Consider the following 25767-nt stretch of genomic DNA (forward strand, 5'->3'; position numbering starts at 1 on the left):
GAGCGCTTTCCAGAGGAGGAGAAGTGTATGTTTTCCCCGTCGCAACTTATATCATCCCTTGTGCAAAAGACTCCTTCCGCCACAGTCAAGCCGGTGGAGCTGACGCCAGGACAAGTATTCAAAGGAACCGTCGTCAAGCATTATCCCGATCAAATGGCGCTGGTTCAGATCGGTGGAATGCAGGTCCAGGCAAAGCTGGAAGCGAATCTCGAAGCGGGTCAAAAGGCATGGCTGCAAGTACAGCCTTCGACAGGAGTCGTAACCTTGAAGGTACTGGATACGCCTGTCGAGGCACCTGGCAAGGAAGCTTCTCTGGAGAACTTGATGCGGTCGCTCGGGATTACGGAGACAAAAGAGAGCAAAGCGATTGTCCAAGCGCTGGTAAATGCCAATTTGCCTGTCACCAAGGAAGTCGTTCAGGCATTTTCGCAAGTGACGCAGCGCATCGGGATGGATGACAGTACAGTAGATGCGTTTCTTTTGGCAATGAAACGAAATTTGCCGCTCACACCAGATTCGGTTGCGGGTTTGAAGGCTTTTATGTCCGGCAAACCGCTGGGGCAGACGATCCAAAATTTCTTGCAGCAAGCCGCGATGTTTTTGGGCGAGGAGGCAAGTGGCGAGCACAAACTGCCGGGCCAGACGGCTCCTATGGGGCAGGCTCACTCAGCAGGAGTGACGAGTGCGGATATTCGTCAAGTGGTCAGCCAGTTGAAGGAAAAGCTGACGGCGCTGCCTTTGCTGGTAGCAGCTGGAGAGAACGGAGAGGCTGGGACTGGCTCCAAACCAGTGACGCAGGGTGGAGTAGCAAGTCAGGGCGGACAGCAGGCTGCCGGAAGCAATGCCAGTCAAAATGCGCCACAGACCATTATCGCGAATCCGCAGACAAAAGCGCCCACTGGCGGCTCTGCTCCAGCTGCAGGCGCACTGAATACAGCGACAGGACAAGCTTTGACAGGGCAAGGGGCTGATCGTGCCGTTGCCCAAACCAATTTGCCCGGTGCTACGCAAGCTCTCGTGGCAGGGGAGAAGACGGTTGCTCCCGACGGTTCTCCTGCTGTTCGACAAACGACTGCTGCTGTAGCCCCATCCGTACAGCCGGGAACGCCGAACACTGGAGGCACGGCACTGGCTGGAGCGACTGGCAACAGTCAGATGTCTGGTGCGCCACATGTACAAGCGGCGAATCCGGGACAAACGGCCGGGCTTTCTCCTGTTGACAAGCAAGCCGTTGCGACGGCAAGCGGTCAGTCGACCTCTGCGCTTGTCCAGCCAGCCGTGGCGGCAAATGCATCCGGTGCATCATCCTCCAATCCGCTCGTGGAACTGTTCCGACACCTCGGGATTAACCACGAACGCGGGCTGATGGGTCAGGCACTGGGCCAACAGCAGACAGATGCAGGGACGCACAAGCAGATCGAGACAGTGAAATCGTTGCTTTTGCAGATCAACCAGGCTCCCGCACAGTCAGTGCCCGCTGCGCTTCGCGAGGCAGCTGATCAATTGCTGCAACAAGTAACCGGACAACAACTGATGATGGTTCAGCCAAGCAACCAGGCACTGTCCCAGATCGTGCTGCAAATTCCGATTCGCCAGGCAGAAGGGGAGGAGACCGCTTTTGTCCAAATCGAATCGAAGAAGCAGGGAAGTGGAAAGCTGGACCCGGAAAATTGCCGACTGTTTTTCCACCTGGAGCTGAAAGGTATGGGAACGACGATGATTGACGTCGGGATCGTCAATCGGATTGTGAACCTGCAAATCTTCAATGACTCCCCTTGGCTGGAGGCACTGGCTCAAGGCACAAAGGATCGGTTTGCCCAACAGTTGAACGATGTAGGCTATCACCTGTCCGCCATGCGAATCCAGCCTGTTCCTGACAGGCAAAGCAAGCCAGCAGGAAGCAGTCAGGCGAAAGGGACCCTATTTGCCGACTACAGAGGGATGGATGTGCGCGTATGAACCAATCCCCCAACCATGAAAACAAACGGAAACAGGCCGTCGCTCTCAAATACCAGGCAGGTGTAATGGAAGCGCCTAAAGTAGTGGCAAAAGGAAAGGGCTTCGTTGCCGAAAACATCCTGAAAACAGCCAAAGAGAACGACATCCCGATCCAGGAGGACCCTTCCCTGGTAGAAGTGCTGGGAAAGCTTGATCTCGATCAGCAAATCCCTCCCGAGCTGTATCAGGTTGTAGCGGAGATTCTAGCCTTTGTGTATCGGCTTGACAAGGGAGGCGCAAAAGGATGAGCGATCGCCGCAGGCTTCTCGGACAAAAAGGCGAGCAGCTGGCGATGCGTTATCTGGCGCAAAAAGGGTATCGGATCGTCGAGCAAAATACCCGGACGAAACAAGGCGAGATCGACCTGATTGTCCAAGACGACAAGACGCTCGTCTTTGTAGAGGTGCGCACGCGGAGCAGCTGGGCCTTTGGAACTGCGGCTGAGTCCGTGACGTGGAAAAAGAAGCAAAAGCTGCGACAGCTGGCGATGGCGTACATACAGGCCCAGCAGCAGCCGATCGCTTCTTTCCGCTTTGATGTCGTCGCCATTTTTCACCCTGGCGGCAACGACCGAAGCGAGCCGTCAGAGCCGGTAATTGAGCATTTTATGAATGCCTTTTAAAAAACGGGCTCCGGGCCACCTTGTTTTATGGGGATATGTCTACAGCAACCGTTGCATTGCCAGCGTACTATGTACTGTACTCGACGCGATGAAACTCCTCCAAGCATCATCATTCGCCTTCCAGGCATAGGCTGGAAGGCATTTTTTCTTTTCGCGGGCAAATGGCTCATCGAAAATGTGCCGATACATATAGGGAGCAACGACTTCTCCACAGACCCCTCGTCAAAGAAAAGTTTTTTTGAAAAACAAATGTTTTTCTAAAAAACGTATGATTTTGATGTGACATTTTTCCAACTCGTGCGTCTTATTTGATGAAGGAAACAAAGTGGAGGGTAAAAAGATGAAAATGAAAACAATGAAAAACATTTCTCTCGCTGTAGCGACCATTTTTACGGTTCAGCTGTCTGTGACAGGCATCGCTTCCGCACAAGTATCGGCTCCGCAAGCTGTGAACAGCAGCTATGTGGCAAAAGCATCGGAAAAAGGCTTTGAGGCAAGCTCGTATTATGCAGAAGTGACTATCGGTCAACCATACAAGCTGAAGCTGACTTACAATGGACAACCACTGGACGGAGCGCTTGTTGCTTGGACAACTTCGAACAGCAAGCTTGCGACAGTCCATAATGGCATCGTGTCCGGCTACAAAGAAGGAACGGTTATCATTACAGGACGATACAATGGCGAATCCATTCGTATCCGTGCGTCGGTATCCAAAGAGCCAACATTGGATGCTTCCAGCTCATCTGTCAGCATTCGTAAAGGACAACAACAAACCATCACTTTAAAATACAACAACAAAACCATTGACGGAATCGATGCAAGCTGGTCTTCTTCCAACGAATCTGTGGCAACCGTAAAAAGAGGCGTTGTTACCGCAAAAGCAAGCGGAACGACAGTCATCACTGCCACCTATAAAGGAAAAAGCGTCGACATTAGCGTAAAAGTAACGGCGAATCAATCTGGCAAGCTGGAAGCCAGCGAGTCCAAAATTTCATTGAAAAAAGGCGAGCGTCAATCGATCAAGCTTACTTATGAGGATGAAAAGCTGGCTGGCTCCAAAGCGGAATGGAAGTCTTCCAAGACCTCTGTAGCTACGGTTGACGACGATGGCGTAATCACAGCCAAAGGCAAAGGAACAGCAACGGTTACAGCAGAATACAAGGGCTATAAAATCGAGATTGAAGTAAAAGTTGACAGTGGTGACGAGTCTGGCGACCTGGAAGCTAGCGAAACCAAGCTCAAAATGAAAAAAGGCGAAGAGGAAACCATTACTCTCCGCTATGACGGCGAAAAAATCAAAGGAAACAAAGCTGAGTGGAAATCTTCCAAATCCTCTGTAGCTTCTGTTGATGATGATGGCACGATCACTGCTAAAAACAAAGGAACAGCGACTATCACTGCGAGCTACAAAGGCGAAGAAGTGAAAATCGAGGTTACTGTTGGCACAAAAAGCGGCAGCGATTTGCTGGAGGCAGACGACACCAGCTTGAGCCTGAAAAAAGGCGACAAAGAAACGATTACGCTGAAATATGACGGCAAAAAGCTCGTTGGTTCGAAAGCTAGCTGGAGCACTTCCAAGTCTTCGGTAGCTACTGTATCCAATAGCGGAAAAGTAACAGCGAAAGCAAAAGGAACAGCAACCATTACTGCTTCGTACAAAGGCGAAGAAGTTGAAATTAAAGTAACTGTAAAATAACAGCCAAAAAAAGCTCGCTGGATCAAAGCTTGACGATTCAGCGGGCTTTTTGCATCATCATATCTAAATGAAGAGCAGTAGGGGGGAAGGACGATGAAGGAAGTCATCCAGCAAAAGCTGGCGGAGATGGAAAGAGAACATGCGCTGAAAATATTGTTTGCTGTCGAGTCCGGGAGCCGGGCCTGGGGTTTCCCGTCGCAGGATAGCGACTATGACGTGCGCTTTGTCTATATTCACAGGCCGGAGTGGTATTTATCGATCGACGACAAACGAGATGTTCTGGAGCTGCCGATTGATGAAGTCTTGGATATAAACGGCTGGGACATTCGAAAAGCGCTCAAGCTGTTTCGCAAATCGAATCCGGCGCTGCAAGAATGGCTCGCTTCCGAAATCGTTTATCAGGATGACCTCGGTTTCCGTGATGAGCTTATTCGTCTGAGCAGCGATTTGTTTTCACCGAAGACAGCCATGCACCATTACTTGAGCATGGCGAGCGGGAATTACCGAAAAGATTTGCAAGGCGATCATGTAAAAAGTAAAAAATATTTTTATGTGCTGCGTCCGCTCCTCGCTTGCGAATGGATCAAACAAAACAAAACGAATCCGCCGCTCCTGTTTCAACAGTTGGTATCCGAGATGGTGAGCGATTCGGCCTTGAAGCGGGAAATCGATGAGTTATTGCGCAGAAAAATGGCGGGAGATGAGCTTCGGATGGAACCGCGAATCGACGTCATTCACGAGTATATTGAGGACAGCCTGGAGAGACTGACGAAAGATGCCAAGGAGTTTACAGACTGTCAGCAAGACTATACGCCTGTGCTCGATAGTGTGTTTCGGCGCTATTTGCAAACAGCTTGGCAAACGTAGTGAGAACGTCCAATGACGTCAGGGGAACAGCACGTTCCATCCATTGTCGCTGTCGATACTCCGCCATTTATTTGGTATAATGCCGTTGTATATACGTTCTTGGCGCTACTATCATTTTTATCGTAAAGTGAGGATTTTCACATGAAGAAAAAGCTTGTACTTGTATTGGACGTGGAGAAAGCGGAAAAAATCGATATGCAACAGCTTGCCGACTCGATGTCGCAAGCGATTCAAAACGTGGACGGCATTGTGCTGCACGATCTCGTGATGTTTGACAACGACGAGAACAACGCGGACAAGCTGATTGCCAACATGAAAAAAGAGCTTTCCTGAGAGGCGCGGTCAGCCCTCGCAGCGCCGATGCGTTCCAACGGTAATGAATCGAATTTGCAATTATGGGTTAGCCAAAAAGACTTGCCGATCAGGGGCAGGTCTTTTTTTGGTCTGTTTCAAGTTTCCTCACGTGAGCACGGCTCCTCGTGCCTTCCAAGTAAGCGTCAAATCTACCCCACCTGTTCCTGAAAAACAGAGTCTGTCACAATGAATTAATCATCATTCAGGAGAGGATCGATTCAGCATGGAAGAAACCCTACAGCAAATATGGGTCAAACGAACCGTGTCTGATCATGAAAGCTTGGTGTGCCGAGCAGTGGAGAACATGCAACAAACAAGACATTCCTCCATAAAATGGGAGTCTTTTGTTAATCAGCTGCAAGTTTTACAAGAATTTCACAAATTTTTTAGTGGATATTACCAATATATCCTACATTATGCATTATTTGTTTTGTTTTTTCCTTTTTTCTCCGTTATAGTAACTATTAGTATTTGGGCCTATGTACTTACTCTTTTTATAATTTTGGAGGGACTTATGAAATTGGTTACTAAGTTTCTAACTTTTGTTTTTGCTTTTGCCCTATTCTTTACTGGGCAGAATCTTGCATTCGCTGAAGATCAATATACGGACAATTTAATTCCTAAAATGACTTCCGAATCTACACCAGAAGGAAAAGTAGAGGTAAGTTCAACCTATAGTAGAGATAATGGTGCTGTAACTGCTCATGGCTTTTATGCATTTGATAGAGAATTAAGTAGTGGGTGGCAAAGTGTTAATGGTCAACCTATGCCACAATGGATTTCATACGAATTTACAACACCTAAAAAAATTAGTACGTACACCATTCAATTACGTTATACTGTAGGGAGACCTAAAAGTTGGATTTTCCAAGGATGGGATGGACAAAATTGGGTAGATTTAGATTCTGTTTCAAAAAGCACAGATGATTGGAGTTCAAACCTTACAAAACAATCATTTGCATTTTCTAATGACAATGAATATAAAAAATATAGATTGTATATTACGGAAACTTTTCTGAATAAGACATTTGTAGATATTATGAATATAGAAATGATGGCGAAAATCTCCACTCCTACTCTTCCAGGCATACCGAGTAATTTAACTGGTACAGCAGGCAATGCTAAAAACATCGTATCTTGGAATGCAGCCAACGGAGCAACGATCTACAATCTGAAACGTGCAACGACAGCCGGAGGACCTTACAATACGATAAGCACTAATCTCACGGATACAACATATACGGATACAGGAGTTACAAATGGAACTACCTACTACTATGTGGTATCTGCTGTGAATGGAGATGGTGAAAGTGGCAACTCTAATGAGGTTGCATTAACGCCACAAGAAGACATTGTTCTTCCGGATACTCCAACTTTGACAGGAACTGCCGGAAATCTTAAAAACAATCTTTCCTGGTCTTCTGTTAGCGGAGCAGACAGCTATAATCTCAAACGCTCTACAACTCCAGGTGGTCCCTATACGACCATTGCCAACAATCTAACCTCGAAAGATTATACAGATACAGCAGTTACAAACGGAACCACTTATTATTATGTAGTGACCTTAGTCAACAAAGACGGAGAAAGTGGAAATTCAAATGAAGTAGCTCTGACACCGAAAGATGGAACAGACCCACATCCAACAGGTGACCGAGCTCTCCTCGTCATTACCATGTTAGATGGCAACATCAAGGAATATGACCTCACTATCAACCAAGTAAATGATTTCATTAGTTGGTTTGAGGATCAGGCTGATAGAAACGGAAACAGAGCATACATTTTTACAAAGAATTTCAATATGGGTCCATTCACAAGCATAAAGGAATACATTGCCTTCAGTAAAATTCAGTCCTTCGAAGTGAAACAGTATAGTAAATAAAAATAGGCCCTCCCCGGATTAATGATCCGTCAGGAGGGCTGTTTTCATTCGTATTTCTGAAATCCCTTTGTATCCTTCCACATATTATCGAACTGCTCCGCAAATGCCTTTGCTATCTTTTCATCGGATAACATGACTCACTCGAACAGCTACGTCTCGTTTTTTTGCATCCTAGATTGCCTGCACAATGTCCGGGTACGTAAGGCTGTAGATAGCAATCCCGTGTTAGATGCTTACCACGCATGGCTGTACCAGCAGAGGGTCCGGACCATGCCCAAAAGTCTGATTGGTTAGGCAATCGCCTATAGCCTGAACCAGTGAGAAAAACTAACGGCTTTTTTGAAGGACGGACGTCTGGAATTAGACAACAACCGCAGTGAACGTTCGATCGAGCCATTTGTGATCGGGCGCAAAAACTGGCTGTTTGCGAATACTCCACGGGGAGCAGTGGCAAGCGCTACTATTTACAGTGTAATCGAGACGGCGAAAGAAAATGGACTGCATCTGTTCCGATACCTTCAGTACCTGTTCGAACAATTGCCGCAGCTTTCGGATATTCATGAGGTGAAGGAGCAGGATGCCGTGATCAACTTCGTTGCCGGATACCTGCCGTGTTCCTTAATCTTCATCTATCATGCTCTGGCTCCCATCTGACTACTAGGTGGGGTCTATTTGACGTTCACACTTCCAATAAACTTGCCCACCCCCACTTTCTTTTCCTACTCTTAAAAGGGAAGGGGGAGAGAAACATGTACGCATGCAGTTATTCTGGAACGGTTTTCGGAATTGATGGAATGGTGGTAACGGTAGAAACGGATATCGCCAACGGATTGCCGCAGTTCGATCTGGTCGGGCTTGGCGGATCAGCGGTTAAGGAAGCGCGCGATCGTGTGCGCGCTGCTTTGCGAAATGCAGGCTATGAGTATCCGATGCAGCGAATTACCGTCAATCTGGCACCAGCGGATCAGCGCAAGGAAGGCTCAGGCTTCGATCTTGCCATTGCGCTGGGAATTTTGCTTGCATCGAAACAACTCGCATCCAGACCAGAACGTATTCTCGTCCTCGGAGAGCTGGCACTCGACGGCTCTTTGCGCTCTGTCTCCGGCGTTCTTCCTATCCTGCTGGAAGCGAAAAAGACAGGCTTTACCCACGTCATCCTGCCGCAGACCAACGCAGCAGAAGCACGGCTTGTCGATATGATCGTCTTGCCAGCTGGCAATTTAACGGAAGCCGTCCATTACTGGAAAGAAGGACTCCAGCCGCAAAATCGGCAAGAAACAGCAGAACAACCAGCAACCTTCCGCAACATTTCCCATTCCAATCACGCTCCCGATTTATCCCATGTTTATGGTCAGCAATTCGTCAAACGCGGCTTGGAAATTGCGGCAGCAGGCTTTCATAACGTGATTTTGGTCGGTCCACCTGGCTGTGGCAAGACACTGCTGGCCAACTGCTTGCCGGGCATCATGCCCAAGATGACGATGGATGAATCGTACGAGGTGACGAAAATATACAGTATCGCAGGCCATCTTACGCGCGAGGGCGGACTGATTGAAGAACGGCCGTTTCGCGCTCCCCACCATACGATTACAGCAACAGCTTTGATTGGCGGCGGGGCGCAAATCCCCCGACCCGGTGAATGCAGCCTGTCTCACGGCGGAATCTTGTTTCTGGATGAAATGCCGGAGTTCTCCCGGCATGTCCTCGAAGTGCTGCGCCAGCCATTGGAAGCGGGCAAGGTTACGATTGGACGAGCCAAGCAGGTGTTTACGTTTCCAGCCCAATTTTTGTTGATCGGCTCATGCAATCCTTGTCCATGCGGATTTTTTGCTGTCAGGGAAAAACAAGTATGCTCTTGTTCGCCCCAGCAAATACAGAAGTACCGTTCCAAGCTGTCAGGGCCGTTGCTCGACCGGATTGATTTGCACATAGAGGTGCCGCGTGTACCTGTTCAACTGCTGCACAATCGAAAAGCCGAAGAAACGTCGAAAGATATTCGGGCCAGAGTTGAACAGGCGCGCGCCATTCAGTGCGAAAGGTATCGGCAGCGACCGGGAAATCCTTTTAACAGCATGATGAATGCAGAAGAACTGCGGATTTTTGCCAGACTGGACAAAGAAGGCCAAGAGATGTTGCAGCTCGCTTTTGAGACATTGGGATTAAGTGCGAGAGCCTACGACAGAATCGTCAAAGTAGCGCGAACGATCGCTGACCTGGATGGTTCCTCACACATTGATGCAGCGCATGTCGCGGAGGCGATCCGGTACAGGGCGCTGGACAGGGGAGTGCCGCTTTAACCTGCTAGAGCGGACTGTTTGACTGGCATGGCTGTTTTTAAAAAAAGAGGCAAGAGCAGAAACCGAAGCTGAAACTGTAACCCTAACCCTAACTCTAACTGTAACGCAGGAAGCAGGAAGCGAGACTATTCAACATGCTAATAACACCAGTCCTATAGAACCCGAGTGCGTGTTTATCAAGTGTCAGTTTCGGCCCCAGTGCCCAGACCTAGCCCCAGCCCCAGACACTCTAAACAATCGTCACGATATAAAAGACAAAGCTCGCGCAATCTGACTGATCCCAAGGCCGGCAATATTTAAAGGAAAGAGTAGTCACGCCGCGGTTGATTGCCTGAAACGCAAAGCGTTGATGACCGCCTTGCCCGATTCGTGCCGCTTGGGCAGGAGGGACAAATTCAGTGGATTGGAAAACGAGAAAACGCTCGTCTACAGGATTGGATAGCGTCCACTGGTAACCAGTCGTAGGATTCGCCTCAAGCGCTATGGGAAACACATGCCCACTTTGGACTTGCAAAGTGAAGGTAGAGCTTAATGCCATGATCCATCGTCCTTTCCGGAAGAAAAAGTCTCCTGATACTGTATGTAAAAAGGAAGCAAATGCCCACATGTGCAAAGCATAGTATGAGTGAAAAATAATTGATACATATAGAAAAAAACGAAGGAAAGCATTGTGAAAAAAGGAACACGTCATACCGGAGCACATTTTTTTCGGCCGAATTAGTATGATTTGGAAAGGGATTTGCAAAATAATGGCGAATGTATAGGAATAAAGACACATAATGTCGAATGTTTTAGGGATTTTGTAATCTCTTTTGCCTAGTTTTTTCGTCAAAGGATTTCCAGAGTGTCGAGAGGCATTTTTACTGTCCAGACTGTTTGTTGAACTTCCCAGCACTTCCAAATGGTTTGGGCGTACATCCTATGCACCTCACACTTGGAAAGCTTTTCTCTATGTACATATTTGCTAGGAAAGGGAAAGGAAAATTGATGGAGAGCATTGCGGAACTATTTGAGAAAAGAGAGTATTACCACGCCTTTCAACCGATATGCCAATTTCCGGAAAAAAACCGGATAGGGTATGAAGTGCTCTTGCGCAGCAAAGCGGGGCAGAACCCGGAGTTGTTGTTTTCCACGGCAAAGGAAAAAAGAAAGCTGCCGGAATTGGACACCCAATCATTTCGGCATGCGCTCTCGACTTTTTTTCGTGCTTCCATGGAGCACAATCATGAACTCCTGTTTGTGAACATTTTTCCCACCACAATTGTGGAGGACTCGTTTCCAGCGTTCATCGAGGAGATCAGACAAGCTTTTTTTCCGTATTTGACGCGAATCGTGCTGGAGATCAACGAGTCCATCATGGAGGGAGAATGCTGGCACGAACCTGTTTTTACGCGACGCATCAGTGAATTGAAAGCAATGGGTTTTTTGATCGCTTTGGATGATGTAGGCGATGCAGCAAATATTTTTCACAAGATTACCGATCTTTCGCCAGATTTCATCAAAATCGATCGCTTTTATTCCAAGGAGCTTTCGACTTCGCAAGAAAAACAAAAAGTCGTAAAGCTGTTTGTCGAATTTTGCAAGCATGAACCTCAACTCATTCTCGAAGGAGTTGAAGAAGAAGAAGATTTTGCTTGCGCCTCTTCATTGGGAATTGCAATGGGTCAGGGATACCTTTTTGGCAAGCCCGGCCGTTTGCAGGAGGATTAAGAGGGGGGAGCAGAATTGGAGGAATTACTAATGTTTGGTGATAGTAGTGTATATTCGAGGAAAGCGACCCTTTCCTTAAAAATATCTGAATTTGAAGTCCCTCCCATGCAGGATTTGCTGATTATCGGGAGGAAAGCGCCAATCGGGCCGGAAGCAGTGCGGAGAATGGCAGAAGCCTTGTCGCCGGAGCAATTTACTTTGCTGAAGATCGATCATCCCAAGATCGAAGCTGTCTTGTTGAGAAACTCGCTCTTGCAAATGATGGACGAAAAATTGCTAATGAAAATTATTTTGGAAGAATCAGAGCGGATGATCAGTGAATCCATGGTTTTGCGATCTGAGCTGAAAATTGCATTGTCGGTACAACGCGAGGTGGATTTGCTATGAACATCTCAGAGATCATGATTCCAACGATTCATTCCATTTCCTCTGACAAATCCGTCTCCCACGCAGCAAGGCTTATGAGCCAGTACCAGATGGATTCGCTCGTCGTCATTGACCATGGAGAGCTCGTAGGATTAGTGACTTCCAGAGATGTCCTCACTGCTCATCCGAATCGAATTGTCGCTGATGCTATGTGTAATCAAATGCATTATTTGCTGGCAGACCAAAATATTTGGGAAGCCCATCATTATTTTCTCAATGAAAATGTCAAATTGGCGATTGTCCTCGACGAAGAGCAGGTAAGCGGGATGATTACCAAGGAAACAGTAGAAATGAAAATAGCGGAATACAAGGACCCGCTCTCTGGCTTGTATCGGGCACCTTATATCCAGTTTATCGGGGAAAGCTATTTGCGTAAGCAGATTCCGTTTCATTTGCTGTTTATCGATTTGAACGACTTTGGCAGAATCAATAAGCAATACGGTCATCCGTTCGGTGATGATGTCATCCGGACCTATTCCGCTGTGCTTTCCTCGATTGCCGAGGATCAGGGAGACCATTTGTGCCGTTACGCAGGGGATGAATTTGTCCTGATCTCCACTGCACCAATCGCGCTGATCGAGCAGTATATCGATTTGATCTCCCGGCCGACAAACGTGCTGGACATCACGGTTTCCGCAGCCGTTGGGCATGTGAATGGATGTGAAGATCCTGAGTTTTTCAAACGATCCTGGAGAGAACTGATCGCCCAGGCAAGCCTTGAGTCTTCTGCTATCAAAGCACAGAAGACTGCTTCGGCGCTTCCTTCGTAACAGAAGCGCCGGATAAGAGAACAGGATTGTGCATACACTTGGTGAAACCAACTCTGTTTTTATTCGTATTTCTTAATGACATAACGAGACGAGTTCGGTCAGGGGAGGCTATTTACATGATTGTTACTACAACCAACACTGTGCAAGGAAGAGAAATCGAAGCGTATCTGGACATTGTCAGCGGAGAGGTCATTATGGGAGCGAACGTAGTCCGCGACTTTTTGGCAGGGATTACGGACATCATCGGTGGCAGAAGCGGATCGTACGAGAGCAAGCTGGCGGAAGGCCGGGAAATGGCTTTGAAAGAAATGAAGGACAAAGCTCGCGCACTGGGCGCAAACGCAGTAGTAGGCGTCGATCTCGATTTTGAAACACTCCGTGAAGGCATGATGATGGTCATAGCGACCGGAACAGCAGTACGTGTAAAATAAGCCGGCAGATGCCCGGCTTTCTTTTTTTGCGTTGTATGTGGTAAAAAGGCAGAAGCTGCTGGCCTGAGCCATGCTACGGACTGTTTAAAATGGCAGAGATGAGGTAAGCTGGACTAAGAGACTGAGGTGATAAATGTGTCTGTAGAAGCGATACTGGTCGAGCTTGCGCAAAAAATCAAGGCGAATCCCAAACCGATTCGCGGCTTTTTCGCCGTGTATCATTTTGTGCTTGGCGGGGAAGAGAACGGGACGTATGAAATCAAATTCGGCAACGATGAAGCGACCTATCGGCTAGGGATTACCGAGCAGGCAGGCTGCACGCTGGAGTTGTCCGACGAAAATTTCATCAAGCTGGTACAGGGAACGCTTAATCCGGCTGCGGCCCTCGTCACGGGCAAATTGAAAATCAAAGGGGACATGGGGCTGTCTTTAAAGCTGCAGACTTTGCTGTACAGCTACCAGACATCCTCTCTAAGAGCAGGAAACGAGTGAACAGACAACCGATCCGGCGGTGCTGTTAGCCGCCCGTCACAAGTCAGTCACGGAAAAAAACTGGTCAAATTCCGAATAGTTGCGTTAAAATATGACCAAACAATGACAAGTATTCCAAAGAAAAGAACGAGGGAAACCATGCGCCATATTTGTTCCTTAATTGCAATCGTACACGGACTGGATGGACAATCTGTGCGTTTTGACTTGTATCAGGAGATGAGAAGAGGGACAACCGAACGAGAGCTGCTCAGACAGCATGCCAAGCTCCCTCGGCACTATTTCGACTATTTGTTTCACTCCGGTGTGCTGGAGGTCGAGAACGATCCTCCTTACCAGCCCAGCGTGACAAAGCCTGCTTCCATCGGAATGAACATACGATCTTTGGGTGGAAATGTATTGTTTGACATGTGCTTCGCTCCCCAGACGTATAAATTATGGCAGAATACAGATGCGAGTCTGGAAGACCTGTCTTTGCCTGCTGATATCTTCGAAGAATACGTATACCGTTTGGGAGCGATCAGCCGATTTCGTTATCTTGGACGCATCGATGATCCGGTTGTAGCAACTTCTCTTGGCGAAAACGACATGATCGAGTTCAAGCGCGACTTTTTGCTGTCCAAAGGCGGAATTATTAAAACAGTTGTGGCATTTGCCAATTCGAACAACGGCAATCTTTTTTTGGGAATTACCGATGAAGGCAGCATTTGCGGCATTGATCACGAGATTGAGCAATACGGAGACCCGGATAAATACCTTTTGGCCATTACTCAGTACATTCAGGACAAGACGTCGCCATTTTTAACACCTTTCCCTAAAATCTCCCTGAAAAAAGTCGACGGAAAGCATGTTGTCGCTATTTTTGTGGAGGTTTCCTCCGAGCTGATTTGCGGGCTGGACAAAAACAGCGAGAAATACGTTGTGATCCGCACGAACAATCGCTCGGTTGTGGTAAAAGACCCGCATCAGATTGGCGAAATTTACGTCAAACGAAAACTTGGCAGTGAGATCAGCCGACGACTGGGACTTCTCTAGATTCATCGGGCAGGGCTGATACTCGAAGGAGGTTGCTGATGGTATCGTCTTTGCGTGCTTATTTGTTAGTCGTGATGGTTGCAAGCATGTTTGTTTCCGGTTGTGCGCAGTCTGACAAAGTTCCAGCTGACATGAACGATCGCATCGAGACGGAGCTAGGCGCCGTAGAAAAGGCGACAGTCATGTCCACAGACGGCCAGGAAGTCATGCTGGATTTGCCTACCTTCATGAAAGAACTGTCTAATCAAGGCAAGGATTTGCAGCTCTCAGAAGAAGCTTTGAAGCAGGAAGACGTGCGTTTTACGCTTGTATTGTACCGGAAGCAGTTAGCTCCGCTAGTGGTGGCGGTAGGAGAAGGAGCCAGCCAGTTTGGCGAAAATACATATCGGGGAGCAGGCGCTGTCGCTTTTTATCAATGGATTCAGAAGCTGACAGGAAAAGGCTTGCTGTCGCAAAAAATTGATACCGTGTTGCTCTCGGCTGACGATTTGGGCAAGACGAGGGCGCTTGGCGAAGCAGAAGCGGACCTGATCCGCAAGGTGCTGGCAACGGCCACGCCTGAGCCGGGGGCAGCGAACAAGCAATACGCGCTCTATCCGAATTACCAGATGCGAATCAACGCAACAGACAGGCCGCTCGAAGTGACGGTGCTCACGCCGACATTGATCAGTGTGCCTTTTGGAAAAGAAACCCATACGTTTCGCGTGGATGGAGGACTTTTCTCCAAGCTGACGGAGTGGATTCCTCCTGCGGATACAGGCGACAAAACGTTTGAGCAGCTGTTCAAGGCCAGCCAAATCCAAATTTCGGCTACGGGTGCTGCCGCCGCGGACAACATCGAAGTGGAAGTAAGAAAAACGACAGTGGAGCAAGGGATCGCACACCAGGCCGTGCGGCTTTTACAAGCAGCCGATTTGTTAAAAGAAGTACCGAAAGATCCGGGGCACGAACAGTATCGCCTCTCCTTTTTTGTGAATGGAAAAGAGCGCGAAGTCGTCCTGTACGCCAATTATTTTCAACTGGACGCAAAATGGTATATTCACAGTGAAATCGCGGAAAATCAGTGGAAATTGTTTCAAAGTCTTAGAAAATGATGGTTGTTCCTCATGAAGTTTCGAAGTTATGGTCACGATAAGGACAACATATTACTACCACTTTTGCATTTTTTGTCGTAGAATAGTTACGTTGCACTGATAGTGGAGGCTTCGACCGGAGGAAGACGCAGATGTCTTTAGCCGGTCTAAAAGCCTGCCGATCTTTATCTGCCATAGGAGGATGGAGAATGAACATTCATGAGTATCAAGGTAAAGAGATACTTAAGCAGTACGGTGTAAAAGTTCCTGAAGGTCGCGTAGCGTTCACAGTGGATGAAGCTGTTGAAGCAGCGAAAGAACTGGGCACCCAAGTAGTTGTGGTAAAAGCGCAAATCCACGCTGGTGGCCGCGGTAAAGCTGGCGGTGTAAAAGTGGCAAAAAACCTGGATGAAGTTCGTACATATGCCAACGAAATTCTTGGCAAAGTGTTGGTAACTCATCAAACAGGACCAGAAGGCAAAGAAGTAAAACGCCTTTTGATCGAGCAAGGCTGCGATATCAAAAAAGAATACTACGTTGGTGTCGTTGTTGACCGTGCGACTGGCAGCGTTGTTATGATGGCTTCCGAAGAGGGCGGTACGGAGATCGAGGAAGTAGCTGCTCACTCTCCAGAAAAAATCTTCAAAGAAGTAATCGATCCGGTAACAGGTCTGAATGCGTTCCAAGCACGTCGCCTGGCTTACGCAATCAACATTCCAAAAGAACTGATCAACAAAGCAGCGAAGTTCATGCTGAGCTTGTACCAAGCATTTGTTGACAAAGATTGCTCTATCGCTGAAATCAACCCGCTCGTTGTTACTGGCGACGGTGAAGTAATGGCACTCGATGCCAAACTGAACTTCGACAGCAACGCTCTCTATCGTCATGCTGACATCGTAGCTCTGCGCGATCTGGATGAAGAAGACGAGAAAGAAATCGAAGCGTCCAAATTCGATCTGTCCTACATCGCACTCGATGGTAACATCGGTTGCATGGTAAACGGTGCAGGTCTGGCAATGGCAACGATGGACATCGTGAAATTTTACGGTGGAGACCCTGCCAACTTCCTCGATGTAGGCGGCGGTGCTACAGAAGAGAAAGTAACCGAAGCGTTCAAAATCATTCTGCGCGATGAAAAAGTTAAAGGTATTTTCGTTAACATTTTCGGTGGCATCATGAAATGTGATGTCATTGCAAACGGCGTAGTAAATGCAGCAAAACAAATTCAACTGGACAAACCGCTCGTTGTGCGCCTCGAAGGTACCAACGTGGATCTCGGTAAGAAAATCCTCAATGAGTCCGGTCTGAACATCGTTGCAGCTGAATCCATGGCTGATGGCGCTGAGAAAATCGTATCCTTGGTAAAGTAAGCAATTGCGAGTAGATACGTTAAAAAAGGTGGGAAAAATACGCGATGAGTATTCTCGTTAACAAAAATACAAAAGTAATTACACAAGGGATTACCGGTGCAACAGGTTTGTTCCACACTCGCGGAGCCGTTGAGTACGGTACACAAATGGTTGGCGGTGTAACACCTGGTAAAGGCGGCACTGAAGTTGACGGTATTCCAATTTTCAACACAGTAGCAGAAGCAGTAGAAAAAACTGGTGCAAACGCATCCGTTATCTACGTTGCTCCTCCATTCGCTGCTGACGCGATCATGGAAGCGGTTGACGCTGAGCTGGATCTCGTAATCTGCATCACCGAAGGTATTCCTGTCCTCGACATGGTAAAAGTAAAACGTTACATGGAAGGCAAGAAAACCAAGCTGATCGGACCTAACTGCCCTGGCGTTATCACTCCAGGCGAGTGCAAAATCGGTATCATGCCTGGCTACATCCATACTCCTGGTAAAGTGGGTATCGTATCCCGCTCCGGTACCTTGACGTATGAAGCGGTTCACCAAACATCTACTCGCGGCATTGGTCAATCCACTGCTGTTGGTATCGGTGGAGACCCTGTAAAAGGTATGGAATTTATCGATGTACTGAAAATGTTCAACGAAGATCCAGACACAGAAGCAGTGATCATGATTGGTGAAATCGGTGGTACTGCGGAAGAAGAAGCAGCTGAATGGATCGCTGCGAACATGAAAAAACCAGTTGTAGGTTTCATTGGCGGACAAACTGCGCCTCCAGGAAAACGCATGGGCCACGCTGGTGCGATCATTTCCGGCGGTAAAGGTACTGCGGCTGAGAAAATCGCCAAGCTCGAAGAGTGCGGTGTTCGCGTAGCGAAAACGCCAGCAGTTATCGGTGAAACACTGGTAGAACTGTTGACAGAGCGCGGTATGCTCGACAAAGTTCTCAACAAATAAGAACGAAGATAGCAGAAGTGGACAGGCACAGGCTTGTCCACTTTTTCTTTTTTTGAAGGAGGCCGCTGTCTTTCGGTACAATGACTCTCGAAACCGTTACACCAAACGGCGTTCCGCGGGAGGGAGTTTTGCATGCGTAAACCGAAAATCAGCGAGCGAGACTGGTTGTTCATCCTGACGATGATCTCTGGCCTGGGTCGCAAAAAAATTAGACAAATTCATGAGCTGGCAGGCTCTTTGCAGAATGCTGTCGATGAATGGCGTTTGGTCGGAGAAGAATTGCGGCTGTCGATCGAGCTAATTCAACAAGTTGATGCGCAAACCAATCCAGCTGTAGTCGAGCGGATGCTCGGCGAACGGGAAGCGAAAAAAGTCGGTTTCTTGTGCGTGTGGGACGAAGCGTATCCTGCTTCGCTCCGCCATATTCCTGATCAGCCATTGACCTTGTTCTACCGTGGGGATAGCAAGCTGCTTGAAGTGCCGTCTATCGGCGTTGTGGGCTCGCGGAAGCCTACGCCATACGGGCGGGCCAGCAGTGCGTTTTTGGTGAAGGAGCTGGTGCGTGCAGGTCTTGCCGTTGTCTCCGGCTTGGCGCACGGGATCGATGGGGAAGCGCATCAGGCTGCTCTTGCGGCAGGAGGAAAAACGATTGCCGTGCTCGGATGTGGACTCGATCATGTTTATCCGCCGAGACATCAAGCGCTCTATCAAAAAATTGAATCTTTCGGACTACTTTTGTCTGAGTATCCGCCGCATACGCCTCCTTTTCCCGGGTTGTTTCCGGAAAGAAACCGAATGATTAGCGGACTTAGCTTAGGTGTTTTGGTTGTAGAAGCGGCAGAGAAAAGCGGATCGCTGATTACAGCTGACTGTGCTTTGGAGCAAGGACGCGACGTTTTTGCCGTTCCCGGACCTATTTTTTCATCGTTGAGCGCTGGCCCGCATAACTTGATCAAACAAGGTGCAAAGCTAGTAACAAGTGCAAGCGACATTTTGGAGGAATTGCCGATTGTATTGCCACCAGATGTGCCGTCTGGAACAGCAGATGCCAAAAAGAGCCATGACAGCGAGCTGTCTCCAGAAGAAAAGGCAATCGTAGAATCGATAACGTACGATGGCGTTCATGTAGACGAGATTGTTCAGCAATTGGAACCGGATCGACGCAAAAGCATCCATCAGTTGATGCTCAGACTGGAGGCAAAAGGGGCGCTGACTGCCCTGCCAGGGGGGTATTTTGCACGGCGTTGAGGCTTGTGTCACATGTGCTGCGAACTCCCTACCCCTTGCAAGTGTTTGACAAATCGGATAAGCATATTTAATAATAGGGAAGATTCCTTACTAAAAGGGGAGGAAAAAAATGGCTGATACGCTCGTAATCGTAGAATCCCCTGCGAAAGCGAAAACCATTGGAAAATATCTGGGAAGCAAATATATCGTGAAAGCGTCCATGGGTCATGTGCGCGACCTCCCGAAAAGCCAGATGGGGGTAGATGTCAATCATGACTTTGAACCCAAATACATAACGATTCGCGGCAAGGGCGATGTACTCAAGAGCTTGAAGGATGCCGCCAAAAAAGTGAAAAAAGTTTATCTGGCTGCCGACCCGGATCGCGAAGGGGAAGCAATTGCCTGGCATCTGGCGCAGTATCTGAATCTGGATTTGAACCAGCCGCTTCGGGTTGTGTTCAACGAAATCACGAAAGACGCGATCAAAGAAGCGTTCAAGCATCCGCGACACATCAATATGGATTTGGTCAACGCCCAGCAAGCCCGCCGCATTCTGGATCGGCTTGTCGGTTACAACATCAGTCCGATTTTGTGGAAAAAAGTGCGCAAAGGCTTGAGTGCAGGGCGCGTTCAATCAGTTACGGTCAAGCTGATCATGGATCGGGAACGCGAAATTCAGTCGTTCATTCCTGAAGAGTATTGGACGATTGCCACCAAGCTCGCAAGCAATGGCAAAGAGTTTGAAGCGAAGTTTTACGGCTATGGGGACGAAAAGGTAGAGCTGAAATCCGAAGAAGATGTCAAACAAGTGTTGGACAGAATGAAGGACCAGCCGTTTGTCGTGCAAAAGGTGACCAAGCGCGAACGCAAACGCAATCCGGCTCCGCCGTTCATCACCAGCTCCTTGCAACAGGAAGCAGCCCGCAAACTGAATTTCCGCACGGCCAAGACCATGCGCATCGCCCAGGAGCTGTACGAGGGGATCGATGTTGGCAACAAGGAAGGCGCAGTCGGTTTGATTACGTATATGCGTACAGACTCGACACGCTTATCCGAAACCGCACAAAATGAAGCGAAAGAGTACATACAGGAAAAATTCGGCGCTGATTACATACCGGCTGAACCTCGCGTCCAGGCCAAAAAGGAAAACGCTCAGGATGCGCACGAAGCGATTCGTCCTACGTCTGTGTCTCGCACACCGGATGAAATCAAAGAATTTTTGTCGCGGGATCAGTTGCGTTTGTATCGCCTGATATGGGAACGGTTTCTCGCCAGCCAAATGTCTTCGGCTGTACTCGATACGATGAGTGTGGATATAGATGCAGGGGGCATCATGTTCCGGGCGACTGGCTCGAAAGTGAAATTCCCTGGATTTATGAAGGTTTATATAGAAGGAAACGATGACGGGACAGAAGAAGAAAGCTTCCTGCCGCCGATTGATGAAGGGCAGACCCTTGAACATCAAGAAATCACCCCGGCTCAGCACTTTACGCAACCGCCGCCGCGATACTCCGAGGCACGTCTTATCAAGACGCTGGAAGAAGGCGGCATCGGACGGCCTTCCACCTATGCGCCTACCTTGGAAACAATCCAAAAGCGCGGCTACGTCGCTTTGGAGGAAAAACGCTTTATTCCGACGGAGTTGGGTGAGATCGTCATTACTTTGATTGAGGAGTTTTTCCCGGAGATTCTCAATGCGGAATTTACGGCTCACATGGAGTCCGATCTGGATGAGATCGAGGAAGGTACTGCCAACTGGGTCAACATTCTCGATGCGTTCTATGGAGGCTTTGCCAAGCGGGTAGCCGTAGCCGAGGAAGAGATGAAGGAAGTCGAGCTGAAAGACGAAGAGTCTGATGAAACCTGCGAGCTTTGTGGTCGCGTGATGGTCTACAAGCTCGGACGTTTTGGCAAGTTCCTCGCTTGTTCCGGCTTCCCGGATTGCCGGAATACGAAACCGATCGTCAAAGAAACGGGAGTAAAATGCCCACAATGTGAAACCGGACACATTATTGAACGTAAATCTAAAAAGAGCCGTATTTTTTACGGTTGCAACCAATACCCGGAATGCGATTTTGTATCGTGGGACAAACCGATTGCCCGTCCTTGCCCGAAATGCTCAAGCCTGATGGTAGAGAAAAAGCGCAAGAAGCAAGGGGTCAGCGTCGTCTGCACCAAATGCGATTACCAGGAAGAAGCAGACTCCTGATTGGACGAGGTACAATTTGTAGCTTGGAGGAAAAACAGCATGACAACACCAACTATCACAGTCGTAGGCGCAGGGTTGGCAGGAAGTGAAGCTGCCTGGCAAATCGCCAAGGCAGGGATTCCTGTCAAGCTGTACGAAATGCGGCCGAAAACCCAAACGCCTGCCCATCATACAGACAAATTCGCGGAACTGGTTTGCAGCAACTCCTTGCGAGCGAACACTTTGACCAATGCAGTCGGCGTATTAAAAGAAGAAATGCGTCGGCTGGACTCGGTCATTATCCGGGCTGCTGACCGTTGCGCCGTTCCGGCGGGTGGAGCACTCGCGGTAGACCGACATGAGTTTGCCGGCTACGTTACCGATGCGGTGAAAAATCATCCGCTGATTGAAGTGATCACCGACGAGATCACGGACATCCCGGCTGACGGGATTGTCGTCATTGCGACTGGCCCGCTGACATCGCCAGCCTTGTCCCAAAAGCTGAAAGAGCTGACTGGGGAAGAATACCTATATTTCTATGATGCTGCAGCCCCAATTATCGAAAAAGACTCGATCGACATGAACAAAGTGTTTGTCGCTTCCCGTTACGATAAAGGGGAGGCTGCCTACCTGAACTGCCCGATGACAGAGGAAGAATTTAATCGCTTCTACGATGAGCTGATCGCAGCCGAAGCTGTTCCGCTGAAGGAATTTGAAAAAGAAATTTTCTTCGAGGGCTGCATGCCGATCGAAGTAATGGCAAAGCGCGGACGCCAAACGATGGTTTTCGGACCGATGAAGCCAGTCGGTTTGACCGATCCCCGCACAGGCAGAAAGCCGTATGCAGTCGTTCAGCTTCGCCAGGACAACGGAGCGGCTACTTTGTACAACATCGTCGGCTTCCAAACCCATTTGAAGTGGCCTGAGCAAAAGCGTGTCTTCTCGCTCATCCCGGGACTGGAAAACTGCGAAATCGTGCGCTACGGCGTCATGCACCGCAACACCTTTATCAATTCTCCCAAGCTGCTTCGCCCGACCTATCAGTACAAGGAACGGGATACATTGTTCTTTGCAGGGCAAATGACCGGAGTGGAAGGCTATGTGGAATCGGCTGCATCCGGACTGCTCGCAGGCATCAACGCTGCGCGACTGGCAAAAGGGGAAGAGCTGATCGTCCTCCCGCCTGAAACGGTAATGGGCAGCATGGCGCGGTATATTACGACGGCTGATCCGAAACATTTCCAGCCGATGAATGCGAATTTCGGACTGGTTCCTGAGTGGCCAGAACGCATCCGAAACAAGCGTGAGAAAAACGAAAAGCTCGCTGAGCGGGCGCTAGATACAATTCAGAATTTTACACAATAACGACACAATTAACGTTGATATCCGAATTTCGTCTGTGTTACTATATAGGTGCTTCGAGGAGGGTGCATCCCATATGGACATTTCGCAACAAATTTCTGTGGATCTTGCGATGTTTACCCGTTATTTGCGAGTAGAAAAAAACGCCTCTCCTCATACGGTAAAGCAGTATATGGCAGATATCAGCGAATTTGTCTCCTTTATGGAACAGCACCAAATCTCCGTATTTGCTGCTGTTTCTTATTTGCATGGTCGATCCTTTCTCGCACACTTGGCGGGCAGGGGGTTATCCCGGCGAAGTGTTGCGCGTAAGCTCTCCAGCTTGCGAAGCTTGTATCGATTTTTGTTGCGTGAGGGTCAGCTGGAACAAAATCCATTTCAACTCGTCTCCACTCCGAAAATGGAGAAGAAACTCCCCTCCTTTTTGTATCCGCAAGAGGTTCAAGAGTTTTTTGATCTGCCAGATACATCAACGCCTTTAGGAATACGTGATCGGCTGATATTTGAACTGTTGTACGCGAGCGGCATGCGCGTTTCGGAACTGGTGACCTTGTCAGTTGACGACATCAATCCGAGCATGGGCGTCGCGCTTGTATATGGAAAAGGGGCAAAAGAGCGGTATGTGCCTGTGGGAAGTTATGCCTGCGATGTTCTTAGGCAATACCTAGAGTATGGAAGAGAAAAACTGTTGGCCGGAAGAGTAGATCACGGCAACCTGCTGGTCAATTATCGCGGAGAACCGCTATCTGACCGCAGTGTTCGCCGGATTGTAGACAAATACGTAGATATGTGCGCTTCTCATTTGCGTGTCTCACCGCACACCTTTCGTCATACGTTTGCGACCCATATGTTAAATGGAGGGGCTGACCTCCGTACGGTCCAAGAACTGCTGGGACATGTCAATGTCTCCACGACACAGGTATACACGCATGTGACCAAGGAGCGACTTCGCCATGTATATGACACCGCTCACCCGCGGGCTAACCCGAATAGTACAGGTTCCGCCAAACGGACATAACGGGAGGAATCAGTAATGGAACAGTTTCACGCAACAACCATATTCGCTATTTCGCACAATGGGGCAATCGCAATGGCCGGAGACGGTCAGGTTACCTTTGGAAACAGCATGGTCATGAAAAATGGTGCTAAAAAAGTAAGAAGGCTCTATCGTGGAGAAGTTTTAGCAGGTTTTGCTGGCTCAGTTGCTGACGCAATCACGCTGTTTGAAAAGTTTGAAGGCAAGCTTGAGGAATACCACGGCAACCTTCAGCGAGCGGCTGTCGAGCTGGCGAAGGAGTGGCGGCTGGATAAAGTGTTGCACCGCCTGGAAGCCATGATGATTGTGGGCAACAGAGAGCATCTTTTGCTCATCTCCGGGAACGGGGAAATCATCGAACCGGATGACGGCATTCTCGCGATTGGCTCTGGCGGCAGCTTTGCCCTTGCTGCCGGGCGCGCGCTGAAAACATATGCGCCGCATCTTGGTGCCCGAGAAATTGCAGAAGCATCACTTCGAACTGCTGCCGAGATTTGCGTGTTCACGAACAACAATCTTGTGGTGGATGAGTTGAATTGAGCGAAAGGGAGGAACTTCTGTGCTGAATCTTGAGCAATTAACTCCGCGTAAGATCGTAGAGCATCTGGACAAATACATCGTCGGGCAGGCACAAGCGAAAAAAGCGATAGCTGTAGCCCTTCGCAACCGTTACCGGCGCAGCCTTTTGCCGGAACAGATGATTGACGAGGTCGTTCCTAAAAATATTTTGATGATCGGGCCAACCGGGGTGGGTAAAACCGAGATTGCCCGCCGCATTGCCAAATTAACCGGCGCGCCGTTCATCAAGGTAGAGGCGACCAAGTTTACTGAAGTTGGCTACGTAGGACGCGATGTAGAGTCGATGGTGCGAGATCTGGTGGAAGCCTCCATCCGAACTGTGAAGCAGGAAAAAATGGAGTCAGTGAAAGAAAAAGCAGAAAAGCTCGCGAATGAAGCGATCGTCAATGTGCTGGTTCCATCCCGCAAACCGCAAAGCTCGTTCAAAAATCCGCTGGAGATGCTGTTCGGCGGACAACAGCAGCAACAACAAGAGTCGCATGACCAGGAAGAGGCTTCCGTCCTGCAACAACGCAGACAGGTGGCTTGGCAACTGGCGAATGGACAGCTGGAAGAACAAATGATCGAGATAGATGTAGAAGATCAGTCGCCAAACATGTTTGACATGTTCCAAGTTCCGGGTACAGAACAAATGGGGATGCAAATGCAGGATATGCTCGGCAGCCTGATGCCTAAACGGACGAAGAAGCGAAAATTGCGAATTAAAGATGCCCGAAAGGTATTAATTCAGCAGGAAGCGCAAAAACTGGTGGATATGGACGAAGTTACGCAGGAGTCGATTCGTCGGGCTGAACAGCATGGCATTATCTTTATCGACGAAATCGACAAGATTGCGGGCAAGGACGGACGTGGTCCGGACGTATCCCGCGAAGGCGTGCAACGGGATATTTTGCCGATTGTGGAAGGCTCTACGGTCATGACGAAGTACGGACCTGTGAAAACAGATTACGTCCTGTTCATCGCAGCCGGAGCATTCCATATGGCCAAACCGTCCGACCTGATTCCTGAGCTTCAGGGACGTTTTCCGATTCGGGTCGAGCTGACGAGCTTGCGCATCGAAGATTTTGTGCGAATTTTGACAGAACCGAAAAATGCGCTGCTCAAACAGTACGTCGCCCTGTTGGAAACAGAGGGAGTTCAAGTGGAATTTACGCCGGAAGCCATCCAGGAGATCGCCAAAATGGCTGCTGAAGTGAACCAGAGTACAGACAATATCGGCGCGAGACGCTTGCACACCATACTGGAAAAGCTGCTGGAGGATCTCTCGTTTGAAGCCCCGGAAATTCATCTGGAAGTTGTACAGATCACCCCGGATTACGTCCGTCAAAAGCTGGGAACAATCGCGGGGAACAAAGACTTGAGTCAATACATTTTGTAAGCATTGGATAGGTAGTAACATACATTGGGAGGA

At 48.7% G+C, this 25767-nt stretch carries 24 protein-coding genes and 1 pseudogene; 24 read left to right on the forward strand and 1 reads right to left on the reverse strand.

The genetic code is table 11. The annotated features are described in order from the left end of the window. Positions 1-27: 27 nt before the first annotated feature. The 9 genes and pseudogenes from M2298_RS09250 to M2298_RS09290 all read left to right on the forward strand — a co-directional run bounded on the left by M2298_RS09250 (position 28) and on the right by M2298_RS09290 (position 9713). Positions 28-1959, forward strand: a complete 1932-nt coding sequence (locus tag M2298_RS09250) for a hypothetical protein (protein ID WP_280648457.1) — start codon at positions 28-30, stop codon at positions 1957-1959. Next, positions 1956-2246: an EscU/YscU/HrcU family type III secretion system export apparatus switch protein gene (locus M2298_RS09255; protein WP_122965172.1), complete on the forward strand. Its 291-nt coding sequence runs from the start codon at positions 1956-1958 to the stop codon at positions 2244-2246. The genes M2298_RS09250 and M2298_RS09255 overlap by 4 nt, the downstream gene beginning before the upstream one ends. Beyond that, complete coding sequence (locus tag M2298_RS09260) at positions 2243-2620, forward strand: YraN family protein (RefSeq protein ID WP_122965173.1); 378 nt, start codon at positions 2243-2245, stop codon at positions 2618-2620. The genes M2298_RS09255 and M2298_RS09260 overlap by 4 nt, the downstream gene beginning before the upstream one ends. Before the next feature lie 340 nt (positions 2621-2960). Then, positions 2961-4316 (forward strand): Ig-like domain-containing protein, encoded by a 1356-nt coding sequence (locus M2298_RS09265; protein WP_173598886.1) that lies wholly within the window; start codon positions 2961-2963, stop codon positions 4314-4316. A gap of 93 nt (positions 4317-4409) precedes the next feature. After that, positions 4410-5183 carry a nucleotidyltransferase domain-containing protein gene (locus M2298_RS09270; RefSeq protein ID WP_280648458.1) on the forward strand — a complete coding sequence of 258 codons (774 nt, stop codon included), beginning with the start codon at positions 4410-4412 and terminating at the stop codon, positions 5181-5183. Between the two features lie 141 nt (positions 5184-5324). After that, positions 5325-5516 carry a hypothetical protein gene (locus M2298_RS09275; RefSeq protein ID WP_122965176.1) on the forward strand — a complete coding sequence of 64 codons (192 nt, stop codon included), beginning with the start codon at positions 5325-5327 and terminating at the stop codon, positions 5514-5516. 244 nt (positions 5517-5760) lie between these two features. Next, a complete protein-coding gene (locus tag M2298_RS09280) occupies positions 5761-7416 on the forward strand; it encodes a fibronectin type III domain-containing protein (RefSeq protein ID WP_173596483.1) in 1656 nt (551 codons plus the stop codon). 213 nt (positions 7417-7629) lie between these two features. Continuing rightward, positions 7630-8070 (forward strand): annotated as a pseudogene (locus M2298_RS09285) (IS66 family transposase); the annotation flags it as partial. A gap of 95 nt (positions 8071-8165) precedes the next feature. Continuing rightward, complete coding sequence (locus M2298_RS09290; protein ID WP_173596484.1) at positions 8166-9713, forward strand: YifB family Mg chelatase-like AAA ATPase; 1548 nt, start codon at positions 8166-8168, stop codon at positions 9711-9713. A gap of 229 nt (positions 9714-9942) precedes the next feature. On the opposite strand, the gene M2298_RS09295 is transcribed toward M2298_RS09290, so the two are convergent. Then, on the reverse strand, positions 9943-10251 hold the full coding sequence (locus M2298_RS09295; protein ID WP_280648459.1) for a protease inhibitor I42 family protein: 309 nt from the start codon (positions 10249-10251) through the stop codon (positions 9943-9945). Between the two features lie 449 nt (positions 10252-10700). On the opposite strand from M2298_RS09295, the gene M2298_RS09300 reads away from it, so the two are divergent. The 15 genes from M2298_RS09300 (at position 10701) to hslU (ending at position 25734) form a co-directional block, all read left to right on the forward strand. Next, positions 10701-11423: an EAL domain-containing protein gene (locus M2298_RS09300; protein ID WP_173598882.1), complete on the forward strand. Its 723-nt coding sequence runs from the start codon at positions 10701-10703 to the stop codon at positions 11421-11423. A gap of 15 nt (positions 11424-11438) precedes the next feature. Continuing rightward, positions 11439-11810, forward strand: a complete 372-nt coding sequence (locus M2298_RS09305; protein WP_229049700.1) for a hypothetical protein — start codon at positions 11439-11441, stop codon at positions 11808-11810. Next, a complete protein-coding gene (locus M2298_RS09310; protein WP_280648460.1) occupies positions 11807-12619 on the forward strand; it encodes a GGDEF domain-containing protein in 813 nt (270 codons plus the stop codon). Before M2298_RS09305 ends, M2298_RS09310 begins: the two co-directional genes overlap by 4 nt. Positions 12620-12735: 116 nt before the next feature. Beyond that, positions 12736-13050, forward strand: coding sequence for a YbjQ family protein (locus tag M2298_RS09315; RefSeq protein ID WP_063227651.1), 315 nt, complete (start codon positions 12736-12738; stop codon positions 13048-13050). A 135-nt stretch (positions 13051-13185) separates the two neighbouring features. Continuing rightward, on the forward strand, positions 13186-13542 hold the full coding sequence (locus M2298_RS09320) for an SCP2 sterol-binding domain-containing protein (RefSeq protein ID WP_173596485.1): 357 nt from the start codon (positions 13186-13188) through the stop codon (positions 13540-13542). A 138-nt stretch (positions 13543-13680) separates the two neighbouring features. After that, positions 13681-14574, forward strand: a complete 894-nt coding sequence (locus M2298_RS09325) for an AlbA family DNA-binding domain-containing protein (RefSeq protein ID WP_122965183.1) — start codon at positions 13681-13683, stop codon at positions 14572-14574. Positions 14575-14612: 38 nt separating this feature from the next. Further along, entirely contained in the window at positions 14613-15668 is a 1056-nt protein-coding gene (locus M2298_RS09330; protein ID WP_280648462.1) for a hypothetical protein, read from the forward strand. 188 nt (positions 15669-15856) lie between these two features. Then, a complete protein-coding gene (gene sucC, locus M2298_RS09335; protein ID WP_063227647.1) occupies positions 15857-17017 on the forward strand; it encodes an ADP-forming succinate--CoA ligase subunit beta in 1161 nt (386 codons plus the stop codon). 44 nt (positions 17018-17061) lie between these two features. Next, positions 17062-17964: a succinate--CoA ligase subunit alpha gene (gene sucD, locus M2298_RS09340; RefSeq protein ID WP_122965185.1), complete on the forward strand. Its 903-nt coding sequence runs from the start codon at positions 17062-17064 to the stop codon at positions 17962-17964. Between the two features lie 132 nt (positions 17965-18096). Next, on the forward strand, positions 18097-19212 hold the full coding sequence (dprA, locus tag M2298_RS09345; protein WP_122965186.1) for a DNA-processing protein DprA: 1116 nt from the start codon (positions 18097-18099) through the stop codon (positions 19210-19212). 109 nt (positions 19213-19321) lie between these two features. Then, positions 19322-21400, forward strand: coding sequence for a type I DNA topoisomerase (gene topA, locus M2298_RS09350; protein WP_122965187.1), 2079 nt, complete (start codon positions 19322-19324; stop codon positions 21398-21400). A 39-nt stretch (positions 21401-21439) separates the two neighbouring features. Further along, the gene (gene trmFO / locus M2298_RS09355; RefSeq protein ID WP_242771101.1) at positions 21440-22744 is read left to right on the forward strand and encodes an FADH(2)-oxidizing methylenetetrahydrofolate--tRNA-(uracil(54)-C(5))-methyltransferase TrmFO; all 1305 of its coding nucleotides are present in this window, start codon (positions 21440-21442) and stop codon (positions 22742-22744) included. Positions 22745-22817: 73 nt separating this feature from the next. Then, positions 22818-23759 (forward strand): tyrosine recombinase XerC, encoded by a 942-nt coding sequence (gene xerC, locus M2298_RS09360; protein WP_173598879.1) that lies wholly within the window; start codon positions 22818-22820, stop codon positions 23757-23759. 15 nt (positions 23760-23774) lie between these two features. Next, entirely contained in the window at positions 23775-24317 is a 543-nt protein-coding gene (hslV, locus tag M2298_RS09365; RefSeq protein ID WP_122965190.1) for an ATP-dependent protease subunit HslV, read from the forward strand. A 19-nt stretch (positions 24318-24336) separates the two neighbouring features. Further along, entirely contained in the window at positions 24337-25734 is a 1398-nt protein-coding gene (hslU, locus tag M2298_RS09370) for an ATP-dependent protease ATPase subunit HslU (protein WP_063227640.1), read from the forward strand. The last annotated feature ends 33 nt before the right edge of the window (positions 25735-25767 follow it).

The organism is Brevibacillus sp. 1238 (genome assembly GCF_029892995.1).
Lineage (GTDB): Bacteria > Bacillota > Bacilli > Brevibacillales > Brevibacillaceae > Brevibacillus > Brevibacillus parabrevis.

Excerpts from the sequence above, each read along its gene's own strand:
- sucD (WP_122965185.1), top strand. The coding sequence starts at position 17,062 with ATGAGTATTCTCGTTAACAAAAATACAAAAGTAATTACACAAGGGATT.
- M2298_RS09250 (WP_280648457.1), top strand. The coding sequence starts at position 28 with ATGTTTTCCCCGTCGCAACTTATATCATCCCTTGTGCAAAAGACTCCT.
- M2298_RS09270 (WP_280648458.1), top strand. The coding sequence starts at position 4,410 with ATGAAGGAAGTCATCCAGCAAAAGCTGGCGGAGATGGAAAGAGAACAT.
- xerC (WP_173598879.1), top strand. The coding sequence starts at position 22,818 with ATGGACATTTCGCAACAAATTTCTGTGGATCTTGCGATGTTTACCCGT.
- M2298_RS09300 (WP_173598882.1), top strand. The coding sequence starts at position 10,701 with ATGGAGAGCATTGCGGAACTATTTGAGAAAAGAGAGTATTACCACGCC.
- M2298_RS09295 (WP_280648459.1), bottom strand. The coding sequence starts at position 10,251 with ATGGCATTAAGCTCTACCTTCACTTTGCAAGTCCAAAGTGGGCATGTG.
- M2298_RS09255 (WP_122965172.1), top strand. The coding sequence starts at position 1,956 with ATGAACCAATCCCCCAACCATGAAAACAAACGGAAACAGGCCGTCGCT.
- M2298_RS09315 (WP_063227651.1), top strand. The coding sequence starts at position 12,736 with ATGATTGTTACTACAACCAACACTGTGCAAGGAAGAGAAATCGAAGCG.
- M2298_RS09280 (WP_173596483.1), top strand. The coding sequence starts at position 5,761 with ATGGAAGAAACCCTACAGCAAATATGGGTCAAACGAACCGTGTCTGAT.
- dprA (WP_122965186.1), top strand. The coding sequence starts at position 18,097 with ATGCGTAAACCGAAAATCAGCGAGCGAGACTGGTTGTTCATCCTGACG.
- trmFO (WP_242771101.1), top strand. The coding sequence starts at position 21,440 with ATGACAACACCAACTATCACAGTCGTAGGCGCAGGGTTGGCAGGAAGT.
- M2298_RS09330 (WP_280648462.1), top strand. The coding sequence starts at position 14,613 with ATGGTATCGTCTTTGCGTGCTTATTTGTTAGTCGTGATGGTTGCAAGC.
- M2298_RS09265 (WP_173598886.1), top strand. The coding sequence starts at position 2,961 with ATGAAAATGAAAACAATGAAAAACATTTCTCTCGCTGTAGCGACCATT.
- sucC (WP_063227647.1), top strand. The coding sequence starts at position 15,857 with ATGAACATTCATGAGTATCAAGGTAAAGAGATACTTAAGCAGTACGGT.
- hslV (WP_122965190.1), top strand. The coding sequence starts at position 23,775 with ATGGAACAGTTTCACGCAACAACCATATTCGCTATTTCGCACAATGGG.
- M2298_RS09310 (WP_280648460.1), top strand. The coding sequence starts at position 11,807 with ATGAACATCTCAGAGATCATGATTCCAACGATTCATTCCATTTCCTCT.
- M2298_RS09275 (WP_122965176.1), top strand. The coding sequence starts at position 5,325 with ATGAAGAAAAAGCTTGTACTTGTATTGGACGTGGAGAAAGCGGAAAAA.
- M2298_RS09260 (WP_122965173.1), top strand. The coding sequence starts at position 2,243 with ATGAGCGATCGCCGCAGGCTTCTCGGACAAAAAGGCGAGCAGCTGGCG.
- topA (WP_122965187.1), top strand. The coding sequence starts at position 19,322 with ATGGCTGATACGCTCGTAATCGTAGAATCCCCTGCGAAAGCGAAAACC.
- M2298_RS09325 (WP_122965183.1), top strand. The coding sequence starts at position 13,681 with ATGCGCCATATTTGTTCCTTAATTGCAATCGTACACGGACTGGATGGA.
- M2298_RS09290 (WP_173596484.1), top strand. The coding sequence starts at position 8,166 with ATGTACGCATGCAGTTATTCTGGAACGGTTTTCGGAATTGATGGAATG.